This is a genomic window from Jeotgalibacillus marinus (genome assembly GCF_040801915.1).
GTDB classification, from domain to species: Bacteria; Bacillota; Bacilli; order Bacillales; family Jeotgalibacillaceae; genus Jeotgalibacillus; species Jeotgalibacillus marinus.
Map to the genome: position 1 here is coordinate 130,802 of NZ_JBFMIA010000001.1, position 19,533 is coordinate 150,334.

Below are 19,533 nucleotides of genomic sequence, written 5' to 3' on the forward strand. Positions count from 1 at the left end.
CATTCGCAGCTAAAAAAGGAGCTCAGCGTTGAGCTCCTTTTTCTTTCTCTATTATTCAATCTTCACTTCATGATTCCCATCAATAATAACAGCTGAATTCGCGCGAATCGTTCGATCGTCGTCTTGGAAGTCTTGATCCGAGAAATTAGCAATCACTGTTAATGACTCGCCGTACGTCGTTGATTGCACGAGTCGATCATCCGACAATACACGAAAATCAGTCATCGGTTGTTGCACGGCTTCCTCATGAAATGCCGACCATGTTTGATAATTGGTTGTAATGGTTTCCTTTTTATCTTCCCATGAATTTGCATCTAAATGATACATCGGCGGGATGTTGTATAGATATTCATTGATCTTACGTTCTGTCTCTAATCCCTCTATTTTTAAGCTATCCCATTCCCATTGGTGGGTAGTGATGACTGAATCATTGTATACAAGCTTATAAAGCGGGATCGAATACGTTGGATCAGTATAAATTGCCTTGTATTCCTCTTTAATTGGCACGGCCTTGCTATAACGTTCGGGTATTCCCCCCGTAGGTGAGTAGTAATTCCCTACAAAATACTCACTATCTGCGTTTTCTCGCATGTCGGGATCTCCCCACTTGATTACGGGTGTTTCAATCCCATGAGCAAAGGCGATTACTTCACTAGCAAAATCGTTTCCTCCTTCAGCTCCAACGACTAGACCATGCTCTTTTGCTAGGTACTCCATTCTCTCTAATCTTGCTGTCCAGTCTTCTTCTTGCGTCGTTAGATGCGTTGGCGAATAATCATCGTAGATTTCTCCTGTTGCGTCTGTATCCATGAACCACGAGTTAAATTGAATGCCTCCTGCTAGAACACCTTCCACACGATCCTTCACGCTTGGCAATGAAAGCGTTGGGTTTAGCTTGCGTCCTCTACCTAAAAACCCTGTGACGTGCTCTCCGTCTTTCTTTGTGATCGTAGCCTCTTCAAAAAGAGCGGGATCTTTAAAGGTTGCTGTATTCCAACTTATATCGGGTGTTTCGTGGATCGAGTGATACGAATCATAAGGCGCAACTAGATAGCCCGCATCCTCCGCATATTTCACCATGTCAGGTTGCATAAGACCATTCACCCAGTTCGGTAAACCAACCCAAGCACGGTCGATTCCTTCTTTCTTCATGTCTTTCAGAACCTCTGTAGATGTTTCCTTCCCCCAGTCTTCCACTGGTGAAACGGCTTCTTTCAGTACACTCGCAAGCAGGGATTTATTTGTTGCGTATCGCTCTTGCTCATTTTGGTTATCGTTCGGCGCTTTGCCATCGGGGAAGACGGCTGCGTCATAAAATTCTTCCAGTTGAATAGCGAAATTTAAACCGTTCAGAATCGCCGTTTTTTGGAATGGTGTCACGTATTCTTCGTCATTCAGACTTTCAAGAACTTGAATAAATTCGTCCCCGCTGTCTTCGCTGTGTTCATCAATAAGCGTAGCAACCCATGCAAAAATAGGATCATCCACTTTTTTCTTTAATTTCTTCCAATCCACACTATGATCATCTAAATATTGATCATTCCAAAAATAGATATGTGGGGCACCGTATAACTTTTCAATGTCGGGAACATATTTGGCTTTTTCCGCCAATGTGGTGAAGTTGTCCGACTCTAGTAATTCGTTTTTGTAAATCGTTGCCCAGTCTACTGGATCATTCTCAGCGACATAAATACGCGTGTTATACGTCTTGTTGTCGTTGATCGTTGGATATTCGTGGGTAATGTTAAATTCAATGTCGTCCTCTGTGTCATACGCTATCGTGTTGTTAAACGTGTTTTCGGGGAGGTAAAGAATCGAATAGTCATCTTTCTCACTCCCATAAAGAGGCATCGTGAACGAATCGTTCATATCCATTTCATGATCTAAATGTGTTTTCCAGTCTTGATCATCCTTTGGGATTCGTTTTCCTTCTCCTATCGGCAATATAAGTTGTTCTCCCGCCACGTAAGGGAAACTTACCTCATTTTCTATACCTTCTCCCGCTAGTGACGTGATCGACACATCTATAAATTTATCTTCTTGGTGAATCTCTATTTCTAGTTCTGATTCGGGATAGGTCCACGAAATCAATTTGTTCGTTTCCTCAAAATTCTCTACGGCTTCCGCTTCTCTTGCTTTTGAAATCGTTTCCTCCTTCCCGTCATGAATAGCGGTGATTTCGAATGTTGACGGGTCTACATCCACCGTAAACGCCTTTTCAGGGTTATTTATCGGTGTATTTCCCGTGTTCGATCCGTTTGGTTTATCGGGTGTACACGCCCCCGCTAATAACAATAATGCACTCGTTGATAGTAATACCTTTTTCATGTTGTGTTTTCTCCTATCATTTTTATTTTTTATCTAATGTAAACACCGTTACTTCGGGTCTACATAGAAATCTAAATGGTAGCCTTGCCGTGCCTATGCCTCTATTCACGTAAAGAGTTAAACCATCTACGTTATATTTCCCAGCATCGTATTTTTCCGCATAAGGTGGCGTGACTAACGACCCTACAAACGGTATTCTTACTTGTCCGCCGTGGCTGTGACCGCTCAATTGATAGTGAATGTCGTATTCTTTGGCTTCGTCTGCCAAATCGGGGCAATGGGATAGTAAAATGGTAAACGCCCCTCTTGGGATCGAGTAAATAGATTCGTGTATGTTTGGTCTACCTAAAAGGGCATCATCCACACCCGCTATATAAATACTTGTCCCATCATCAATCGTAATTTCAGATACGTCATTGACTAAAAGAGTAAACCCCGCTCCCTCCATGATGTTGCTATAAAGACTAGAACCCCATCCACCACGGTCGTGGTTGCCGTATATGGCGTATTTGCCGACATTGGCATGTAATTGCTCTAATGCAACGGTAAGAGCCTCAGCCCCCTCGTATTGGTTCGGCTTGTCCACCAAATCCCCAGTAAAAAGAATAATGTCGGGATCTAGCCTGTTAATCTTCTTCACCAATGAATTGAGATCACCAATGGTGTAATTGAATCCCATGTGTAGATCGCTAAATTGAACGATTTTTAACCCGTTAAATCCTGCTGGTATGGCTGTGTGCATCATGGTCTTCTTATTGATGTCTACTAGTTTAGGCTCAATCTTACGGGCATATAAATATCCTCCGGCACTCAATCCAATTGCTGTTAATAGAACTCCCGTTGTTTTTTTTAGAAAGAATCTTCTTGATACCTTTTCCTGCATTGTTTTCTACCAACCTTTAAATTTAAGTCTCATAATATTAGACGCGATCATTGGAAATTAAAGCGTGCAGTTTGTCAATTGAATAGACCTCTACGTACATGACTTCTTTCAAAATCCCTTTTAGATCAATAATCAGCCAACCTAAGAAAAAATGTTCATTTCTTGTCGAGCATAAATTCCTCATTGTTTCAGCTGTCACACCTCCTCTTAGAAAAACTATAATTTCTTTTTGTTACATTAGTTTTACAACTTTCTACAAAATTGCAGTTTTTGAATGTATAAAAAAAGAACCCTAATGATTTGATAATCCATGTCTCGTATAGGAATTTGTTAGGATAACGCTCCTATCGAATCTTTCTTTGGTCATTTTAAAGATGAAGTCGAAGAAAAAGAATGCGAGAATTTATGTGAATGAAAGGAATTAGTGGATTTATCTATCGAAGAGTACAATAATCATCGTTTCCAGTGGAGATAAAAAAATGACCCCGAGTCAATACCGAGGTCATCTTTTAGCAGCCTAGTCCGTTTTATAGGGTAATTCAGGTGATAGGATTCTTTTCAAAATAAATATAGAATTCGATTTGATCGTCGGACATCAAGACTCCATGATTAAAGTCATGGCGATTAAGAATGGATTTGACAATGGCCAACCCTAAGCCTGTGCCAGAGACTTTTTTGTTTCTAGAGGCTTCTATCACATAAAATGGTTCCCAAATCTGCTCAAGCTTTTCTGTTTTTTGTATATTGCTACCATTCTTTATTCGGAATAAGATACCTTTTTTTGAATCCTCAAATGTAACTTCAATTTTATCATCTGCTGTATATTTAATCGCATTGCTTATTAAATTGTTAAAAACCATCTCTATTTTATCTTTATCCGCTAACACAAATAATTCTTGTAAATGATCATTAACAATGGTTACATCTAGTTTTTTCGTTTCGATTTCTATTCTGTGTTTTACAAGACCAGTATGAAATAAGTCTATAAGATCAAACGTGGTCTTTTCAATCTCATCTCTTTCAATTTTTGAAAAGTTTAATAAATCCTCAATTAAATTGGTGATATTATCTGTTTGTTTTACGATCGTGTCGATATAAGTACCATCGTCTAATCCATCTTTTATCCCTATACTATAGGCTTTTATTAAAGACAATGGGGTTTTCACTTCATGTGTAAGATCGGACATAACGATTTTTAAGTTCTCATTTTTTCGCGTTAAGTCCTGATGAGCCTTATTAAGCTTCATACTCATCACATTGATGCTGGTAGCCAGCTCCTCAATTTCATCATTTGTTTTTATATGAGCCGTTGCAAATTTCAAATTCGAAATATCTTTAGAAATATCTTTTAATTCTTTTAAAGGAGTGGTTATCTTTTTTGACAATAACCAGACTAACATAACGATGACAACAACGGAAAATCCTAACATATATAAATTAAATTCATTGACAATTATTGCCGTATCGCTAAAATGTTCAATGGAAATACCGACTACAACGACCATATCGTCTTTTTGCATAAAACTGGCTAAAAAACTTGATTTTAACTTTCCCTGGTTATATAATTTATTCACTTTTTTTCCTTCTGCCAATTTTTCTAACGTTTCTTGTGTTATCCAAAATTTATTTAAAGTAATTCGTTTTTGGTCTAATTGATTACGTATTGTCTTATTTAATTCATCTACATTGCTAGAAACAGGCTCGTATACAATGGTTATACCATACTTATTTTCAATCGTTTCTATCGAATCGATAAATGTAGTTTTATCCATTTCTATTATCTCATTCGAAACTTGCTCTACCTTTTCTTTTGTTTTGTACAAGTAATATTTAGGCAAAAAAGATTGAGTAAGCAAGATTGAGATAGAAAAAATGACGATGACCGCTAAGGATATACTTATGGATAGCTTTCTTCCAAGCTTATTCATCCTCTTCCTCCAAACTATATCCCAACCCTCTATGAGTTCTTATCACGTCTTCTCCAATTTTTTCTCGTAACCTTCTTATATGGGTATCAACCGTTCGTTCTTCGCCAAAATAGTCAAATCCCCAGACGATATCAAGGAGTTTTTTTCGTGTCAATATACTCCCTTTATGATTTAAAAAGCATCTCATAAGTTCGAATTCCGTTTTTGTCGCATTCAAATCCTTTTCGTTTTTATAAATCTTTTTTGCTTCTAAATCAATTTTTAGGTCTTTTATATGAACGACCTTCTCTTTACGAAGAAGTTTCTTTGCTCTTGCCAATAAAACACCTGGATGGAAAGGTTTCCTTACGTAGTCATCTGCCCCAATCGTTAACGCTTTCAGTTCATCTTCATTTTCACTTTTCGCCGTAAGCATTAGTACTTTTGTGTCACTGGTACTTTTTATTTGCTTACAAACGTCCAAACCGCTTATCTCAGGCATCATCCAGTCCAGAATAGCTAAGTGGATTTTGTTGCTATAAATAATAGTTACTGCCTCTTCTCCATCTTCAGCTAGAAAAACATGAAACCCTTCCCGCTCAAAATAAACCTTTAAAATTTTCAACATATCTTTTTCATCGTCTGCGATTAGTACGTTCATTTTCCCCTCCACTTATCAGTAAAATATGATGTTCTTAGTATTTACACGTTTCGGAAATTCCAACAGCTCTTCGTCAGTGTAACAGCTAGTTATTACCGATTAAATACAGAAATTTGTAAAAAAGTTCGATAATTTATAATAAAGTTTGATTAGAGTTATCGTAAACTTTTTTGAAATGTTTAATTAAATATTCTACTTCTGCTTGTAAAGCCTCAAGTGATCCTTCAGATGGCGTTGTCTGTTTTGTTCCTTTTTTCTTCATGGATTGATGCCCCTTTTTCTTTGGTTGTAGGGCGTCAACACCTCCATCTTTATAAAGAGCTTGCCATAAACATCGTAGCTGTCTCTCTCGTAGACGTCCTGTTTTCTTGCATATATTTGAGTACCTAGTTTATCGCTTGCGGAATAGGTTGTATAGGATTTTTCAAACGCTTCTTCCCCTCTGTATTCAAATTGTTTCAACCAAGCAGGGAAATTATCTGGGTCTGCACAAATAGAGTCTGGGATCCCTCGAAGGGAACCTTCCCCTGCTATATATCTTTTGACTGCCACTAGTTTTTCTTCTTTTGAAAATTTAGCCATAAAAAACTGCACCTCCAATTGTTAGTGGTGTCTAACAATTAGGGGGCAGTTCACTTTTTGGAATCAAACAACAAATCCCACTAGATCAACGTTCATATCTCCCTTTTTGTTTTCCCTATTTATTTGATTCAACTTCATGGACTTTTTCGAATGCGTTATAACCTTCACGAGTGATTTTATCAGCTCCACCAGTCATTTTGCTGACTACAATGATTGCAAGTAAGCTTAATATGAATCCCGGTATCATTTCATATAAGAATGCGCTTAGTTGGAATACATAAATCCAAAGAATAACGGTAATCGCGCCAACAAATATACCCGCAATAGCTCCCCAACGGTTCATTTCTTTCCAGTAGAGACTCAATATAATTGCTGGACCGAAAGCAGAACCAAATCCTGCCCAAGCATTACTAACAAGGTCCAAAATTGTATTCTCCGAATCAAGTGATAAAAAAATAGCGACAATAGCAACTAAAAATACAGATGCGCGTCCGACAAAAACTAATTCTTTATCCGAAGCTTTGCGTTTTAAGAATGTGTTATAGAAGTCCTCTGTTAGCGCGCTTGATGTTACAAGAAGTTGTGAAGAAATCGAACTCATAATGGCTGCTAAAACGGCAGCTAATAAGAATCCAGAAATCAATGGGTGGAACAATACGTGAGAAAAAACAATAAAGATTGTTTCTGGATTTTTTAGCTCTTCACCTTGAGTAGTTATATAAGCTAATCCAGTTAACCCAGTTAATACAGCACCCGTGTTGGCTATAACCGTCCAAGTTATCCCGATGTGACGAGCTGTTTTTAATGATTTTACATTACGAATGGCCATAAAACGTACGATGATATGAGGTTGCCCGAAGTAACCAAGTCCCCATGCCATTAATCCTAAAAATCCTAACACAGTGGTTCCTTGAAAGAACGATGTTAGGGTAGGATCGATGTCTTTTATTGTATTAAATGTCGAACTAATACCACCAAGTTCGCTAAAAGCAACGATAGGTACGAGAATTAGTGCAATAACCATGATACAGCCTTGAACAAAGTCAGTCATACTTACAGCTAAGAATCCACCAAAAAGTGTGTAAACCAGCACTACACTTGTCGTAATAATTAATCCAGTTAAGTAATCAAAACCAAAAGCACTTTCAAACAATACGCCACCGGCTACCATTCCTGATGAAGTATAAACAGTAAAAAAGATAATGATAACTATTGCTGATATAAAGCGTAAAATCTTTGTATCATCTGAGAATCGATTTTCAAAATAATCTGGAATCGTGATTGAATTATTTGCCACTTCTGTGTATGTCCGTAAACGAGGTGCGACAAAAATATAATTTAAATAAGCTCCGATTGATAAAGCAACAGCAATCCACATGCCGGATAGCCCAGAAACATAGATCGTACCCGGTAAACTAAGTAAAGTCCAACCACTCATAACAGATGCCCCAGCAGACAATGCTGTAACGGCAGGTCCTAACTTTCTACCTCCCAACATGTATTGTGATAAGTCACCAGTAGATTTTTTATAACCATATAAACCAATACCAAGCATAGCTATAAAATAGAGTACGAGTAAAAAATAAATTTCAATTTCAACCTCCATCAAATTTCTCCTTTTAAAAAGATCAAACCGCACCATGATTGGATGCGGTAGGGCTTTTTCACATAAAGCGGGGCGGCAATCCCGATCCCTATTGACTACCTAGCGACAGCATGTGAGTCACCTTTCTCACCTCAAGCACCCTCTGTTTTAATAAATAGTGTATTCAATAGGGACTAGAAGGTTCTGGTGCAAAAACATAGGATGCGTGATCATATGGAAAATAAATTTAAATGGAAGCACTATCAGCCTGATGATGATTTTATTAACGGTAAGATGGTACTTACGTTACAACCTAAGGTTTCGTGATTTATTGGAAATGATGGAGGAACAAGGTTTATCGATTACTCCTCACCATTCCAGTCCTTGCATCATCGATCAACAAAATATAGGAGAATACCAAAAGAGGCTCGTTCCTTCAATCGATAAAAGAATTCAGCCGTTCATTTCCCACGCTAATGGAAGTGCTTTAGATATCATGGTCAGCGATAAAGTGGCGTAAGGTGTAAACACTGTGTTAGCAGATAGCATCAAGTATTTTATGTAAATATACATAGCTAATAAAATGTAATGAAAAACTTTTCATTCTAACACACCGTCTTCACAAATATTGTAATTTATTCCATTTTCCTTGCCTTGCTTTTTTGTCGAGACGATAGCGCTCATCTAGTAATTCCAGTAATAGTTCGTTTTTTTCTTGTAAAGGAATTTGTAGGTGTTTGATGAGTTCTCGAGACTGGGCCAAAAATTCAGTATATGGTTCCCACGATTGCTCGAATTGTTGTTCTAATTCCTGCTTCAATTTACGTGTTAGCTTAGGACTGGCTCCGTTAGATGTGACAGCTACTTGAAGATGACCTCTCCGCACGGTAGCTGGGAAAGTGACATTTCCTTCTCCTCCTTCATCTACAACGCAACTTAATTGATAAGGAGGAAGAGAACGAACTAATGTCTTATTTGCTTCTCGGTCGTTTGTTGCCAAAATGACCAAAAATGCTTCTTGAAAGTCTGAGGTATGAGCTTTCCGACTTATAAGTAAATACCCTTTCTTTCGTGCCAATTCTAGAACTTCTTCAGAAAAAGCAGGTGAGACGAACGTGATCTCCGCTTCTTCAGCATCTAAAACCTTTGCCTTACGTGCAGCAATCCGTCCTCCTCCGGCGATTACTACCTTCTTCCCCTTTAAATTAATAATAAGTGGTTGCATAAAAATCCTCCTATCCTAAAGCACGATCTATAACGATGTCTTTAATCACTCGATGGCTAGAAAGAGGCCCTGTATGCACAATGGATTGCCCCTGATTTCGCCTCTTATTCACCTCTTTAATAATCTCAGAAAGCAATAGACCAGGGAATAATAAATATGGAACAACAATAACCCGTTCTCCTCGTGCTTTTTGAATGATCGTTTCTAACCCCACAGTAAACGTTGGTGATGCGGCAGCTAAATAACAAACTTGAATATTCCTCACACCAAGTTTTTCCTTTATTCCTCTAGAGATTCTAGTAAAGGCATCGTGTATAGCTAGGTCGCTACTCCCTCTTCCAACAATTAAAATCGAATCCTCCAAGTTCACATCATGTACTACGCTTCTTACAAGTTCTCCAATAGCATTTAAAATTCTGTCCTGCACACTAAATGGAGGAGCTACTTTCACCTTTATATGCGGATACTTCTTTCTTAATGGGATAAGTGAATCTGGTATATCCTTTTTTATATGTCCTGCAGCTAGGAGGAAGAGTGGAACAACCGAAATCTCTGTTGCACCTCTGTTAACACACTGTTCAAACCCTTCCCCTATAAATGGTTTTGTCAATTCAAGAAAACTAATCTCTTGAATGGGTACCTCGACTAAATCAATCACACTTTCTAAAAACCGCCTAACTTCTTCTGCACCTTGCTTAGATCGTGTGCCGTGGCTAACATATAAAATAGCTTTCATGAAGTCCTCCTCTTAACCATGTATTACAGGAAGGTGAGGGACAATCTCTTCATCAAACCAATTTAATTTGTGGTGAAGCCCCACAACCTCACCTATGACAATCATACTTGGATTAGAAAGCTTAGCCTCCTTCACCTTACCCTCTATTGTTTGGAGAGTTCCTGTTACCGTATGCTGATCTTTTCGTGTACCCCAATGAACAAGAGCGATCGGAGTATGAGGAGATTTACCATTCTCAATTAAACGATTAATAATGCTTGGAAGGTGAGCAACGCCCATATAGACACAAATCGTATCTACAGCATGAGCTAAATGTGCCCATCTAAGCTCAGATTCCTTCCCTCCTGCTTGATGGCCAGTCACAAAGGCAAAACTCTTACTTAATGTTCTATGTGTTACAGGAATCCCTGCATAGGCTGATGCAGCGATTCCTGCTGTAATTCCAGGGACAATCTCAAATGGCACATCATGCTTCGCGCATTCCTCCGCCTCTTCCCCTCCACGTCCAAACACAAAGGGATCCCCCCCTTTCAAGCGTACTACCTGAAATCCTTTTTTGGCGTATTTTACTAGAAAATGGTTAATCGTTTCCTGTTTCATCGTATGGGAATCTGGCAGCTTTCCACAATAGACAAGCTGAGCATCTTTTGGTGCAAATTTAAGTAATTCAGAGTTAACCAGTCGATCGTACAAGATGACATCTGCCTGCTCTAGGCACCGCAATCCCTTGATTGTTAATAACTCTGGGTCTCCGGGGCCTGCACCAACTAGATAAACCGTGCCTACCATGCCTTACCACCCTTTCTCATCTTCATCAAGGATATAACCGCTTCTTTTTCCTAATCCCTTTTTCTCTCTTAAAATAACCTCTTTGACCTCCGGCTTTTTTAAGTAAAATTTTTCAAGTTCAATATCTAAATGTGCAAAAGCAGCATCATCGTTTTCTGCATGAATAATAGCGACAACCTCTTTTTGTATGGTGATTACATCAAACCTATATAGATACGCCATCAGTATCTTTCCCCAATATAGAATCAAGGACCTTCTGAAGTGTTCCAACGCTTTTACGTTCAACAAAATCAAAGAAAGATTCGCCTTTTACTTTGTCTTTTTTAAAGTAATGCAATAACTCATCAAGTACATCCGTTAATTTTGTCGCCGGTACTTTTCCTTTGAGTTTTTGATTGAACCTTCCATCATCATTCAATGTGCCACCCACATAGATTTCATACGCTTCAACCATCTCTTTGTTTTCATTGCGTAGCTTTATGCCTTGTAACCCAATATCTGCAATTTGCCTTTGACCACAAGAGTTTGGGCAACCGACCATATGAATTCTTACGGGAACGTCTAATTGAATTCGTTTATCTAGTTCCTCTGCTATTAATCTCATACGCTCCTTCGTTTCAACAAGTGCTAGGTTACAATATTCTATTCCGGTACATGCAACTGCATAACCGATAAAGGAATTCGGGTTTATAGATATACGTTTAAATATAGGTTCAGCTAACAAAGCTTCCACATTTTTTTCAGGAATATTCGGTATAATCAAATTTTGCGAGTTACATGTACGTATTTCTCCGCTCCCATATTGACTAGAAATACGTGCAAGTTCAAAAACCTCATCAGCGTCAAGGCGACCTACTGGTACGTTAAAACCGAGAAACTTTAGTCCCTCTTGCTTTTGATCTTGAACCCCGTAGAAATAACCTGCGTTCCATTCTTCGGTCGGTTCAACTCCTTTTGTTAGAAGCGGTCCTGTATATTCCTCTAGCTTCTCTTTGAATTTTTCAGCTCCCCAATCGGCAACTAAGAACTTCAGCCGAGAAAGATGACGTTTTTCACGATATCCGTAGTCACGGAAGATGGTCGTTACAGCAATAGCCACTTCAAGCGTCCTCTCTGGTTCAATGAATATATCTAATGTTTTAGCTAAGAACGGACGAGAAGATAAACCTCCCCCCACCTTTAAATGAAATCCTTTTGTTTCAACACCATCAATCACTTTTATAGCTGGGGTAAAGGAAATACAGTTAATCTCTGCATTGGAAGCATTTTTCTTATTAGCGCTAATGGACATTTTATACTTTCTTGGTAAGTTAGAGAAATCCTCATTTCGTTGGAAAAAATCATATACTTCTTTTACAAGGCTTGTCGTATCAAATAGCTCGTCAGGATCTATTCCTGCAATCGGGTTCCCAACTATTGTTCTCGTAATATCACCACAAGCCCCTACACTAGACAATCCAGCCGATTCTAAGCGTTTAAAAATATCTGGAATTTGTTCGATCTCAAGCCAATGAAATTGCACAGCTTGACGTGTCGTAATGTCAAAAACGCCTCTGCCGTAGTCTTTCGCAATTCCTGCAAGTGTATCTACTTGTGATTTTGTTAAAATTCCAGATGGCACGTTTACTCTCATCATAAAATATCCATCTTCTTTTGGACGTTGAAGATAAAGACCTGCCCATTTGAATAAATCCCACTGTTCCTTAGGGATGGAGTCAAAGCCATTTTCAGCATAAAAAGGAATATTATCTAATATACGAAGACCATCTTTTTCTAATTTTACTTTTTCTGTTTTGTTAAGCTTCTTATTTTCCTTCCAATGCTTTTCATATACCATGTTCTTCCCCCCTATATAATATTCTTCTTCTCTAGGTAGCTAATGATTTGTTCGACTGATTGTTCGACTGATAGCTGATCTGAACGGATAGAGATCTCAGGATTCTCTGGTGCCTCGTACGGAGAATCAATTCCTGTAAATTCTTTAATTTCCCCACTGCGTGCTTTGGAATAGAGCTGTTTTGGATCACGCCTCTCACATTCATCTAGTGGACAATCTACAAATACTTCAATAAATTCTCCTTCTTTAAGGAGATTACGTACTTGTTCTCTCTCTGAACAAAATGGAGAGATAAAAGCAGTGATGACTATTTTTCCGCTGTCAACAAAAAGCTTTGCTACTTCTCCGATTCGACGAATGTTTTCCTTTCGGTCATCGTCCGAAAATCCGAGATCCTTATTTAAACCATATCTGACATTATCACCATCTAGAACATATTCATTAATTCCTTGCCTATATAAGTAGTTTGACACCGCATTAGCTATTGTTGATTTTCCTGAACCTGAAAGGCCTGTAAACCATAATACATAACTACCATGCCCAGTTTGATTACGGCGGTCTTCGTTTGTTATCTTTGGTTCATGCCAAGTAATGTTGTTTAAATTAGACAATTTAAGGTCCTCCTTACACGATTTCTTTTTCTTTTAGTCCATCAATTAATACCTCTACAACTTCTTTACGGCTAAAAGTAGCTGGAGGCAATACACCTTGACGAAGCATTTCTCGAACTTTTGTCCCTGATAAAATAACACGATCTTCTTTACCATGAGGACATGTTTTTTCAGATGACATCCCCTCACATTTATTGCAATAGAAGCTATGCTCAAAGAACAACGGCTTGATTCCTAGTTCCTCCTCAGAGAAATCATTGAAAATATACTGTGCATCATACGTTCCATAATAATCCCCTACACCAGCATGATCGCGCCCCACAATGAAATGAGTGCATCCAAAATTTTTTCTAGCAATAGCGTGAAAGACTGCTTCACGTGGGCCAGCATATCTCATAGCAGCAGGATAAATCCCTAGAAGAACACGTTCTTTAGGATAATAGTTTTCTAGTAATACGCGGTAACTTTTCAAACGGACATCGGCAGGAATATCATCGGCTTTTGTTTCACCAACTAGCGGATTTAAGAATAGACCATCGACCGTCTCAAGAGCTACTTTTTGAATATATTCGTGTGCACGATGAACAGGGTTTCTCGTTTGGAAGCCAACAACCGCTTTCCATCCCTTCCTTTCAAATAGCGCACGCGTTTCCTTTGGCTCTAACCAAACGTCTCCAGAACCCCCCTTCTCAAGATGTTTGACAACGGTTACCTCACCAGCAACATAAACGGGTCCACGTTCGAATAGTCTTTCCACGCCTGGATGAGCAATGTCTTCTGTTTTATAAACATAAAGTGCTTCTTTTGCTAAGTCAGGTTCAAACCACTCTGTCACTTTGATGACACCATACACTTCATTTTCATGCGTAAGCTTGAATGTTTCTCCCTTCATTAAATTTTCAGCCACATCATAAGATACAGGCAATGTGATAGGGATTGACCAAACCGTACCATCTGCTAAACGTAAATTTTCCACGACTGAATCGTAGTCAGCTTTTCCGAGGAAACCTGTTAAAGGACTAAACACACCAACACCAATTAACTCCAGGTCGCTTAAAGCAATCTTATCAATCTTAATTTCTCTTTCGATGGACGTAAAATCATAAAATGGATCAAATGATTGAACAAGGCTTCCCCCATGTGGTTTTGGTAAAGACATCTTTATCCACCTTTCTTTACTAATTTAAATTGTTTGGTTTTCTTTTATGTGGATGATTTTTTCTATCTTCCTTTTGAACGTTTCATCAAGAAAAGCACTCCAAAAGCGGAAACTAATATACCAACCATGATAATGATCGGGTAAACATTGTGTTCAATGACGATCTGAATGATCGTGTAAGAAAGAACCATCGATAAAACAGGAGAAACGATCCAAACAGTTAACAGCTGAACGACAATATCTTTCTTTAAAACTGCTCCCCCCTGCTTTACAAATCCGACTCCAATGATAGAAGAGGTTGTAATTTGTGCTAATGGAACAGGAATACCAACGATAGAAGCCGCAGTAACAATTCCCGCACCAGTTCCTGATATGACGCAACCTTCTTCAAGGCGGAGTTGGGTGATTTTTTTCCCATTTGTCTCTAGCACTCTTTTCCCTAAAAGGAATGCACCAATCGCAACAAATAATCCTCCCCAAAAGATCCCACCATTTGTAGATAGCAAGCCTGCTCCAACAAGCGGACCAATAGCATTGGCAACATTATTCATCCCTGCTGCAAAAGCTTCAAACAAACCCATTATGAGTACAAGTAAGGATAGGACTTTTGCTGATTTTGGAGCATTCACCCAAGCCTTTATAAGCTTGATCTTTAATAGCGCTGTTGCCATAACGGCAATCAAGAACGCAACGATCGGTGTGATGAACCAAAATAGAACGATCACAAGAAGCTTTCCAACGAATACTGATTGATACACAATTCCAGCGCCTACAACAGCACCTACAGTTACTTCACTTGTTGAAAGTGGTATACCGAGGACATTGGCTAAAAATAAAGATAAAGTAGCGGAAGCGACTACAATAAGTGCAATAGCAGTTGTAAAAGTATTCTCCGGAACGATGCCACTTCCTATCGTTTTTACCACTTCACCACCGCCGAACCATGCTCCAAGAAATATAGCCACTCCACATATCCCTAAGGCTATTCGTCGGTTTTTAATAACGCCAGATCCGTAGGCAACCCCCATCGTAGCAGCGCCTCCACTAGCACCGATATTCATGGCGAAAAACAAGCCAACCGAGATAGCGATAATTGTGAGCATTCCGTTCAACTCCTGTTAATCAGAATGCAAGCCGCATTCTGTTTTACTGCTACCTGACCAACGACCTTCACGGGAATCTCCGTTCGATTGGACTGCCTTTGTACAAGGAAAACAGCCTATACTTGGATAGCCTTGATCATGCAATGAGTTGTACGGTAAATTTTGTTCTTTTATATAGGTCCATACTTCCTCCCAAGTCCAATGTATAAGAGGGCAAATCTTAATATTCAGAAATTTTTCATCCTTATTAAGAAATTCAGTATGCGCCCTTGTATCCGATTGTTCCCTTCGTAAACCTGATATCCACGCATCTTTGCCTGACAATGCTTTCTTTAATGGGATAACCTTTCTAATGTTGCAACAGCTATTTGGCTCTCTCTTCCATAACGCCGAACCATGCTCAGATGCTTGTTCATCTAATGTGAGCGAAGGTTTGATTCGATCAACTCGAAGTTTAGGAAAACGTGCTTCGATCTTCTTTATTACTTCATATGTTTCTGGAAAGTGTAGGTCTGTATCTAAAAATACAATTCGAGCATCAGGTTTCACCTGTACAATAAGATCGATTAAAACAATCGCTTCAGCCCCAAAGCTTGAAGCATAAACGATTTTATCATCTGGATAAGCATTATAAGTCCATTTAAGAACTGCAAGAGCTCCCTTTGTTTTATCATCAATTGGAAATATGTGCGAAATAGATTTCCAATTTTCATAAGTTACTGCATTCGTCATGATCTTCCAACTCCTTTTGTTAACTTTCACCTTCTTCATACAAAATATCTTCTAGATGAAGGTAAACATTGAATATTATTTTAAATATAATAATTCTAAAGGTGTTAATATTAAACATACCACACCGATAGGAATTATCAACATTTAAAATATAATATGATAAAAATCGTTTTTTGATAACTTGTTCCTATTTATTTGGGTAAATAACGTAAAATTTTAAGGGGGTTTTATTGAAGGTTTAACCTGCCATCAAGATATACTTACATGATGATATAATTTGCTATTCGAATTAAAGTGAGAGGTTTGAATGAGCGTCGGTGATGTGCATTCCTTAACGAAAGATTGCCGTTTGAGAAATTATTTTGATCAACTTTATTTTATTAACTGTACTATGATTATAAGAGGATAATTAGTTCAATATATAAGCTAATATCCTCTTTTTTAATATCTCCGCTCATACGAGCCAATGAAAAAATTAATTTTAACAGTGTCTCAAATGAATCAGGTGTAACGAAAACAACGTTGTACAACAATGTCTTGTCTATATTCGGGAACGGATTGAAGCCAAGGCATTAACAATCACAAGCACCTACACCAAAACAAGTTAAGCAAGAAATAAATGAGAGCAACAAGGATGCTCTTATTGAATCACTGAAATGGAAGATTAAGAAATTAGAAGATGATAACTAACAACTTAGAGAGCAATTGAAAGGTGCTAATATAGAGGTATATAAAAAAGTTTAGTTTATGGCTAGAACGGTGCTCTCCGTCCCTGCATGTTCAACAAACGGACCATATTCTGGAATAAGCGATTGTGAAATTTCTTAAAATTCGAAATGATTGTTAAGCAATGGGGCAGAATTGCGGAATATGGAAGGTGGTAAATTCAACTCTTAAGCGTCTCCATAAAGAGGTATTCTTATTTATTTAGGAAAGGGATAAAGTATGCCTAAGTTAAGTTGGAATGTAATGGATGATAAGGAAAAGGGGTAATTTTAGGATGAAGTCAAAGTACAACAAATTAGTTTCTTGGATAGAAAATATTAAAGAATGGAATCAAAGTTCTGCATCTGCATTGATTATTCTTAAAGATAATCAAGTTGAATTAGAGCATTACAGTGGTGAGCATTCCAATACAGTTAAGGCATTACCAGTGACAGCAAATTCCCGATTCAATGTGGCTTCCGCTAGAAAGAGTTATTTAGGTTTATGTATGGCTTTGGCTATATACGAGGGTAAGATACAATGTATAGACGATTACGCTAGTCAATACTTTATTGATATTAATCCTGAACTACTAGGGAAAACCACCATCAGGCATTACTCATACTCATGGATTAGATGAAAATTCAAATGGAGAGATAATCAGAGAATTTAATCCTGGTGAAAATTGGGCATATAGAGGTATAAATATTAAGCTAATGACTAAACTGCTTCATAGATTATATGGTGTCCCTTTTCCTGAATTATTATATCAGAGAGTATTTGCACACTTGAAACTCTCGAGGACACAATGGGAGACACAAGACAACGATGAGTTAGTAAGAGTTATCATTGATCCGAAAAAAAATGGGGAAAAGTCTATTGGTATTACTGATGATGGTATGGAATCGAATCTTTTTGTATCTACTAGAGAATTTGCAGAGTGGGGAAACCTCTTTTTAAATTATGTTTAATGGTAAACAAATTGTACCGGAAGAGGTTATTAATTTAGCAATTCAAATACATAGTCCGAAGGATTTGGATAAAGAGTTACCACGTAACGGGATGTTCTGGTTCGTTCAGGATATCCCTAGAGAAATGAGTGAATTTGGAAATCGCGTACCCAGTGGGTCATACCAAATCCTTGGAGTTACAGGACCTACTTTGCTAGTAATACCTGAAAATAATTTAGTGGTTGCAAAAATGTATAACAAAAGATACAACTACGGAAATGAGAATGAGAATTATCTATACTATCTTAAAGAGTTTAGTAATATTGTTGCGGATACATTTAAAGAATAAATGGCTATTTTCGTTATTCAATTAAAGGCGTTTGTTGAACAAGAAGTAAAAGAGTGATACATATTATACATAACTAATATGTATCACCCTATATTTTTAATCGCTTTTTACGATTTAGATCTTGATAAATTTCAAACCAACACTCGTCATTCATGGTCTTGTAGAAACTCCTTACTAAAACTTGTTTGGGCTGAAGACTTATGAGATTTCCTGTTCATCTGTATTCCTCTTTTTAGCTTTCCTGATCCGTAGCGTTTTTCGATGTCTTCTAATAAGCGATCAATCGGCTCGTGTTTAGCATCTTCTTCATAGTTGAAGAGGTCGAGTTGCTTCACAGCTTGATTCCGTTCGATAAGTTCTTGGGATGTCACCCCTAAAAGTCGGATCGGTGTCCCATCCCAATGTGTTAAAAACAATGATTTTGCTACACTGTGCAACTCATCAATACTTGCTATGGGACTTTTTAACATGATGCTCCGCGTAATTGTTTTGCGATCTTTAAAACGAATCATTACTGAAACACCGTACCCAAGCATGGATTTTGCTTTTAATCGCAGGCTCACTTTCTCAGAGAGCTTATGAAGTATGCCAATCAGCTCCGATTGATTCGTCACATCAGATGGCAATGTGGTTGAATGGCCAACACTTTTTAAATCATAAATGCTGTCGGGATCCACTTTTCGATCGTCAATACCATTTGCACGGTCCTTCAATCGTTTTCCGTTTATTCCGAGTAGCGCTTTTAATTGCAAATCTTCCCCATGTGCTAACTCACTAATTGTTGTGATGCCAATCGTTTCTAGCTTTTTTGCCGTTTTCTTCCCGACACCATGCATGGCCTGAGCAGGCATTGGCCACATGATTGCCGGTATATCTCTTTTTCTGAGAATCGTAATTCCTCGAGGCTTTTTCATATCAGACGCCATCTTGGCTAAAAATTTATTCGGTGCGACACCGATACTGCATGGTAAATCGAGTTCTCGCAAAATTTGATCCTGAATCTTTTGAATAAGTTCAATTGGAGATGTTTCACCAAGAATTTCAGTTAAATCCATATAACCTTCATCAATAGACACTGGTTCAACATGAGGTGTAAAGGATCGAAGAAGTTCAAACATTGCTTTAGAAGCTTGACGGTATCGATCGAAATTCGGGCGCATGACTATCAGCTGAGGACAACATTTTTTTGCTTCCCATAAAGGCATCGTTGTTTTCACACCAAAAGCACGTGCTTCATAACTACACGTAACGACGATCCCTTTTCTTTCTTGCGGATTTCCTGCAATCGCCAGTGGTTTTCCTTTTAAAGAAGGGTCATGAGCAGCTTCAACTGATGCATAAAAGCTATTCATATCTACGTGTAATATCACTCTTCCTCGCTTTGTCATACT

Annotated in this window: 18 protein-coding genes and 3 pseudogenes; 3 read left to right on the top strand and 18 right to left on the bottom strand. The window is 38.2% G+C overall.

What is annotated here, in order from left to right; all coding sequences use genetic code 11:
• Window positions 1-51: 51 nt before the first annotated feature.
• From AB1471_RS00700 to AB1471_RS00710, 3 genes are read right to left on the bottom strand one after another with little or no spacing between them, the layout of a single operon-like run.
• Window positions 52-2,328 carry a glycoside hydrolase gene (locus AB1471_RS00700; protein ID WP_367777594.1) on the bottom strand — a complete coding sequence of 759 codons (2,277 nt, stop codon included), beginning with the start codon at window positions 2,326-2,328 and terminating at the stop codon, window positions 52-54.
• Between the two features lie 22 nt (window positions 2,329-2,350).
• Window positions 2,351-3,211, bottom strand: a complete 861-nt coding sequence (locus tag AB1471_RS00705; protein ID WP_367777595.1) for a metallophosphoesterase — start codon at window positions 3,209-3,211, stop codon at window positions 2,351-2,353.
• A 37-nt stretch (window positions 3,212-3,248) separates the two neighbouring features.
• Window positions 3,249-3,410: a hypothetical protein gene (locus AB1471_RS00710; RefSeq protein ID WP_367777596.1), complete on the bottom strand. Its 162-nt coding sequence runs from the start codon at window positions 3,408-3,410 to the stop codon at window positions 3,249-3,251.
• A gap of 108 nt (window positions 3,411-3,518) precedes the next feature.
• Here AB1471_RS00710 and AB1471_RS00715 point away from each other — a divergent pair.
• Window positions 3,519-3,732, top strand: a pseudogene (locus tag AB1471_RS00715) (IS3 family transposase); the annotation flags it as partial.
• A gap of 18 nt (window positions 3,733-3,750) precedes the next feature.
• Here the strand turns inward: AB1471_RS00715 and AB1471_RS00720 are convergent.
• The 5 genes from AB1471_RS00720 to putP form a co-directional block, all read right to left on the bottom strand.
• Entirely contained in the window at window positions 3,751-5,139 is a 1,389-nt protein-coding gene (locus AB1471_RS00720) for a sensor histidine kinase (RefSeq protein WP_367777597.1), read from the bottom strand.
• Window positions 5,132-5,779, bottom strand: a complete 648-nt coding sequence (locus AB1471_RS00725) for a response regulator transcription factor (protein WP_367777598.1) — start codon at window positions 5,777-5,779, stop codon at window positions 5,132-5,134. Before AB1471_RS00725 ends, AB1471_RS00720 begins: the two co-directional genes overlap by 8 nt.
• Before the next feature lie 133 nt (window positions 5,780-5,912).
• Window positions 5,913-6,041, bottom strand: coding sequence for a hypothetical protein (locus AB1471_RS00730; RefSeq protein ID WP_367777599.1), 129 nt, complete (start codon window positions 6,039-6,041; stop codon window positions 5,913-5,915).
• A complete protein-coding gene (locus AB1471_RS00735) occupies window positions 6,038-6,361 on the bottom strand; it encodes a hypothetical protein (RefSeq protein ID WP_367777600.1) in 324 nt (107 codons plus the stop codon). Before AB1471_RS00735 ends, AB1471_RS00730 begins: the two co-directional genes overlap by 4 nt.
• Before the next feature lie 115 nt (window positions 6,362-6,476).
• Window positions 6,477-7,967, bottom strand: coding sequence for a sodium/proline symporter PutP (gene putP, locus AB1471_RS00740; RefSeq protein ID WP_367777601.1), 1,491 nt, complete (start codon window positions 7,965-7,967; stop codon window positions 6,477-6,479).
• Between the two features lie 213 nt (window positions 7,968-8,180).
• Here putP and AB1471_RS00745 point away from each other — a divergent pair.
• Window positions 8,181-8,313: pseudogene (locus AB1471_RS00745) on the top strand (IS6 family transposase); the annotation flags it as partial.
• A 252-nt stretch (window positions 8,314-8,565) separates the two neighbouring features.
• Here the strand turns inward: AB1471_RS00745 and AB1471_RS00750 are convergent.
• From AB1471_RS00750 to AB1471_RS00790, 9 genes are all read right to left on the bottom strand, one after another.
• On the bottom strand, window positions 8,566-9,171 hold the full coding sequence (locus AB1471_RS00750) for a precorrin-2 dehydrogenase/sirohydrochlorin ferrochelatase family protein (RefSeq protein WP_367777602.1): 606 nt from the start codon (window positions 9,169-9,171) through the stop codon (window positions 8,566-8,568).
• A 10-nt stretch (window positions 9,172-9,181) separates the two neighbouring features.
• A complete protein-coding gene (locus AB1471_RS00755; RefSeq protein WP_367777603.1) occupies window positions 9,182-9,907 on the bottom strand; it encodes a sirohydrochlorin chelatase in 726 nt (241 codons plus the stop codon).
• 12 nt (window positions 9,908-9,919) lie between these two features.
• Entirely contained in the window at window positions 9,920-10,696 is a 777-nt protein-coding gene (cobA, locus tag AB1471_RS00760) for a uroporphyrinogen-III C-methyltransferase (protein WP_367777604.1), read from the bottom strand.
• Window positions 10,697-10,699: 3 nt separating this feature from the next.
• Window positions 10,700-10,918 (bottom strand): DUF3906 family protein, encoded by a 219-nt coding sequence (locus AB1471_RS00765; RefSeq protein ID WP_367777605.1) that lies wholly within the window; start codon window positions 10,916-10,918, stop codon window positions 10,700-10,702.
• Window positions 10,902-12,533: a nitrite/sulfite reductase gene (locus tag AB1471_RS00770; RefSeq protein WP_367777606.1), complete on the bottom strand. Its 1,632-nt coding sequence runs from the start codon at window positions 12,531-12,533 to the stop codon at window positions 10,902-10,904. Before AB1471_RS00770 ends, AB1471_RS00765 begins: the two co-directional genes overlap by 17 nt.
• A gap of 11 nt (window positions 12,534-12,544) precedes the next feature.
• Window positions 12,545-13,144 carry an adenylyl-sulfate kinase gene (gene cysC / locus AB1471_RS00775; RefSeq protein ID WP_367777607.1) on the bottom strand — a complete coding sequence of 200 codons (600 nt, stop codon included), beginning with the start codon at window positions 13,142-13,144 and terminating at the stop codon, window positions 12,545-12,547.
• 13 nt (window positions 13,145-13,157) lie between these two features.
• Window positions 13,158-14,303: a sulfate adenylyltransferase gene (gene sat / locus AB1471_RS00780; protein ID WP_367777608.1), complete on the bottom strand. Its 1,146-nt coding sequence runs from the start codon at window positions 14,301-14,303 to the stop codon at window positions 13,158-13,160.
• 62 nt (window positions 14,304-14,365) lie between these two features.
• Window positions 14,366-15,406, bottom strand: a complete 1,041-nt coding sequence (gene cysP, locus AB1471_RS00785; protein ID WP_367777609.1) for a sulfate permease — start codon at window positions 15,404-15,406, stop codon at window positions 14,366-14,368.
• Between the two features lie 15 nt (window positions 15,407-15,421).
• Window positions 15,422-16,138 (bottom strand): phosphoadenylyl-sulfate reductase, encoded by a 717-nt coding sequence (locus AB1471_RS00790; RefSeq protein WP_367777610.1) that lies wholly within the window; start codon window positions 16,136-16,138, stop codon window positions 15,422-15,424.
• 1,000 nt (window positions 16,139-17,138) lie between these two features.
• Between AB1471_RS00790 and AB1471_RS00800 the strand changes: the two are divergent.
• A pseudogene (locus AB1471_RS00800) lies at window positions 17,139-18,142 on the top strand (serine hydrolase domain-containing protein).
• Between the two features lie 146 nt (window positions 18,143-18,288).
• Here AB1471_RS00800 and AB1471_RS00805 read toward each other — a convergent pair.
• On the bottom strand, window positions 18,289-19,530 hold the full coding sequence (locus AB1471_RS00805; RefSeq protein ID WP_367777611.1) for a DNA polymerase IV: 1,242 nt from the start codon (window positions 19,528-19,530) through the stop codon (window positions 18,289-18,291).
• Window positions 19,531-19,533: the final 3 nt, after the last annotated feature.

Bases quoted from the DNA above. Each gene is read 5' to 3' on its own strand.
- AB1471_RS00735 (WP_367777600.1), bottom strand. From the start codon at position 6,361: ATGGCTAAATTTTCAAAAGAAGAAAAACTAGTGGCAGTCAAAAGATAT.
- cysP (WP_367777609.1), bottom strand. From the start codon at position 15,406: ATGCTCACAATTATCGCTATCTCGGTTGGCTTGTTTTTCGCCATGAAT.
- AB1471_RS00705 (WP_367777595.1), bottom strand. From the start codon at position 3,211: ATGCAGGAAAAGGTATCAAGAAGATTCTTTCTAAAAAAAACAACGGGA.
- sat (WP_367777608.1), bottom strand. From the start codon at position 14,303: ATGTCTTTACCAAAACCACATGGGGGAAGCCTTGTTCAATCATTTGAT.
- AB1471_RS00765 (WP_367777605.1), bottom strand. From the start codon at position 10,918: ATGGCGTATCTATATAGGTTTGATGTAATCACCATACAAAAAGAGGTT.
- cobA (WP_367777604.1), bottom strand. From the start codon at position 10,696: ATGGTAGGCACGGTTTATCTAGTTGGTGCAGGCCCCGGAGACCCAGAG.
- AB1471_RS00805 (WP_367777611.1), bottom strand. From the start codon at position 19,530: ATGACAAAGCGAGGAAGAGTGATATTACACGTAGATATGAATAGCTTT.
- AB1471_RS00770 (WP_367777606.1), bottom strand. From the start codon at position 12,533: ATGGTATATGAAAAGCATTGGAAGGAAAATAAGAAGCTTAACAAAACA.
- AB1471_RS00790 (WP_367777610.1), bottom strand. From the start codon at position 16,138: ATGACGAATGCAGTAACTTATGAAAATTGGAAATCTATTTCGCACATA.
- AB1471_RS00755 (WP_367777603.1), bottom strand. From the start codon at position 9,907: ATGAAAGCTATTTTATATGTTAGCCACGGCACACGATCTAAGCAAGGT.
- AB1471_RS00730 (WP_367777599.1), bottom strand. From the start codon at position 6,041: ATGAAGAAAAAAGGAACAAAACAGACAACGCCATCTGAAGGATCACTT.
- AB1471_RS00725 (WP_367777598.1), bottom strand. From the start codon at position 5,779: ATGAACGTACTAATCGCAGACGATGAAAAAGATATGTTGAAAATTTTA.
- AB1471_RS00700 (WP_367777594.1), bottom strand. From the start codon at position 2,328: ATGAAAAAGGTATTACTATCAACGAGTGCATTATTGTTATTAGCGGGG.
- AB1471_RS00720 (WP_367777597.1), bottom strand. From the start codon at position 5,139: ATGAATAAGCTTGGAAGAAAGCTATCCATAAGTATATCCTTAGCGGTC.
- AB1471_RS00750 (WP_367777602.1), bottom strand. From the start codon at position 9,171: ATGCAACCACTTATTATTAATTTAAAGGGGAAGAAGGTAGTAATCGCC.
- putP (WP_367777601.1), bottom strand. From the start codon at position 7,967: ATGGAGGTTGAAATTGAAATTTATTTTTTACTCGTACTCTATTTTATA.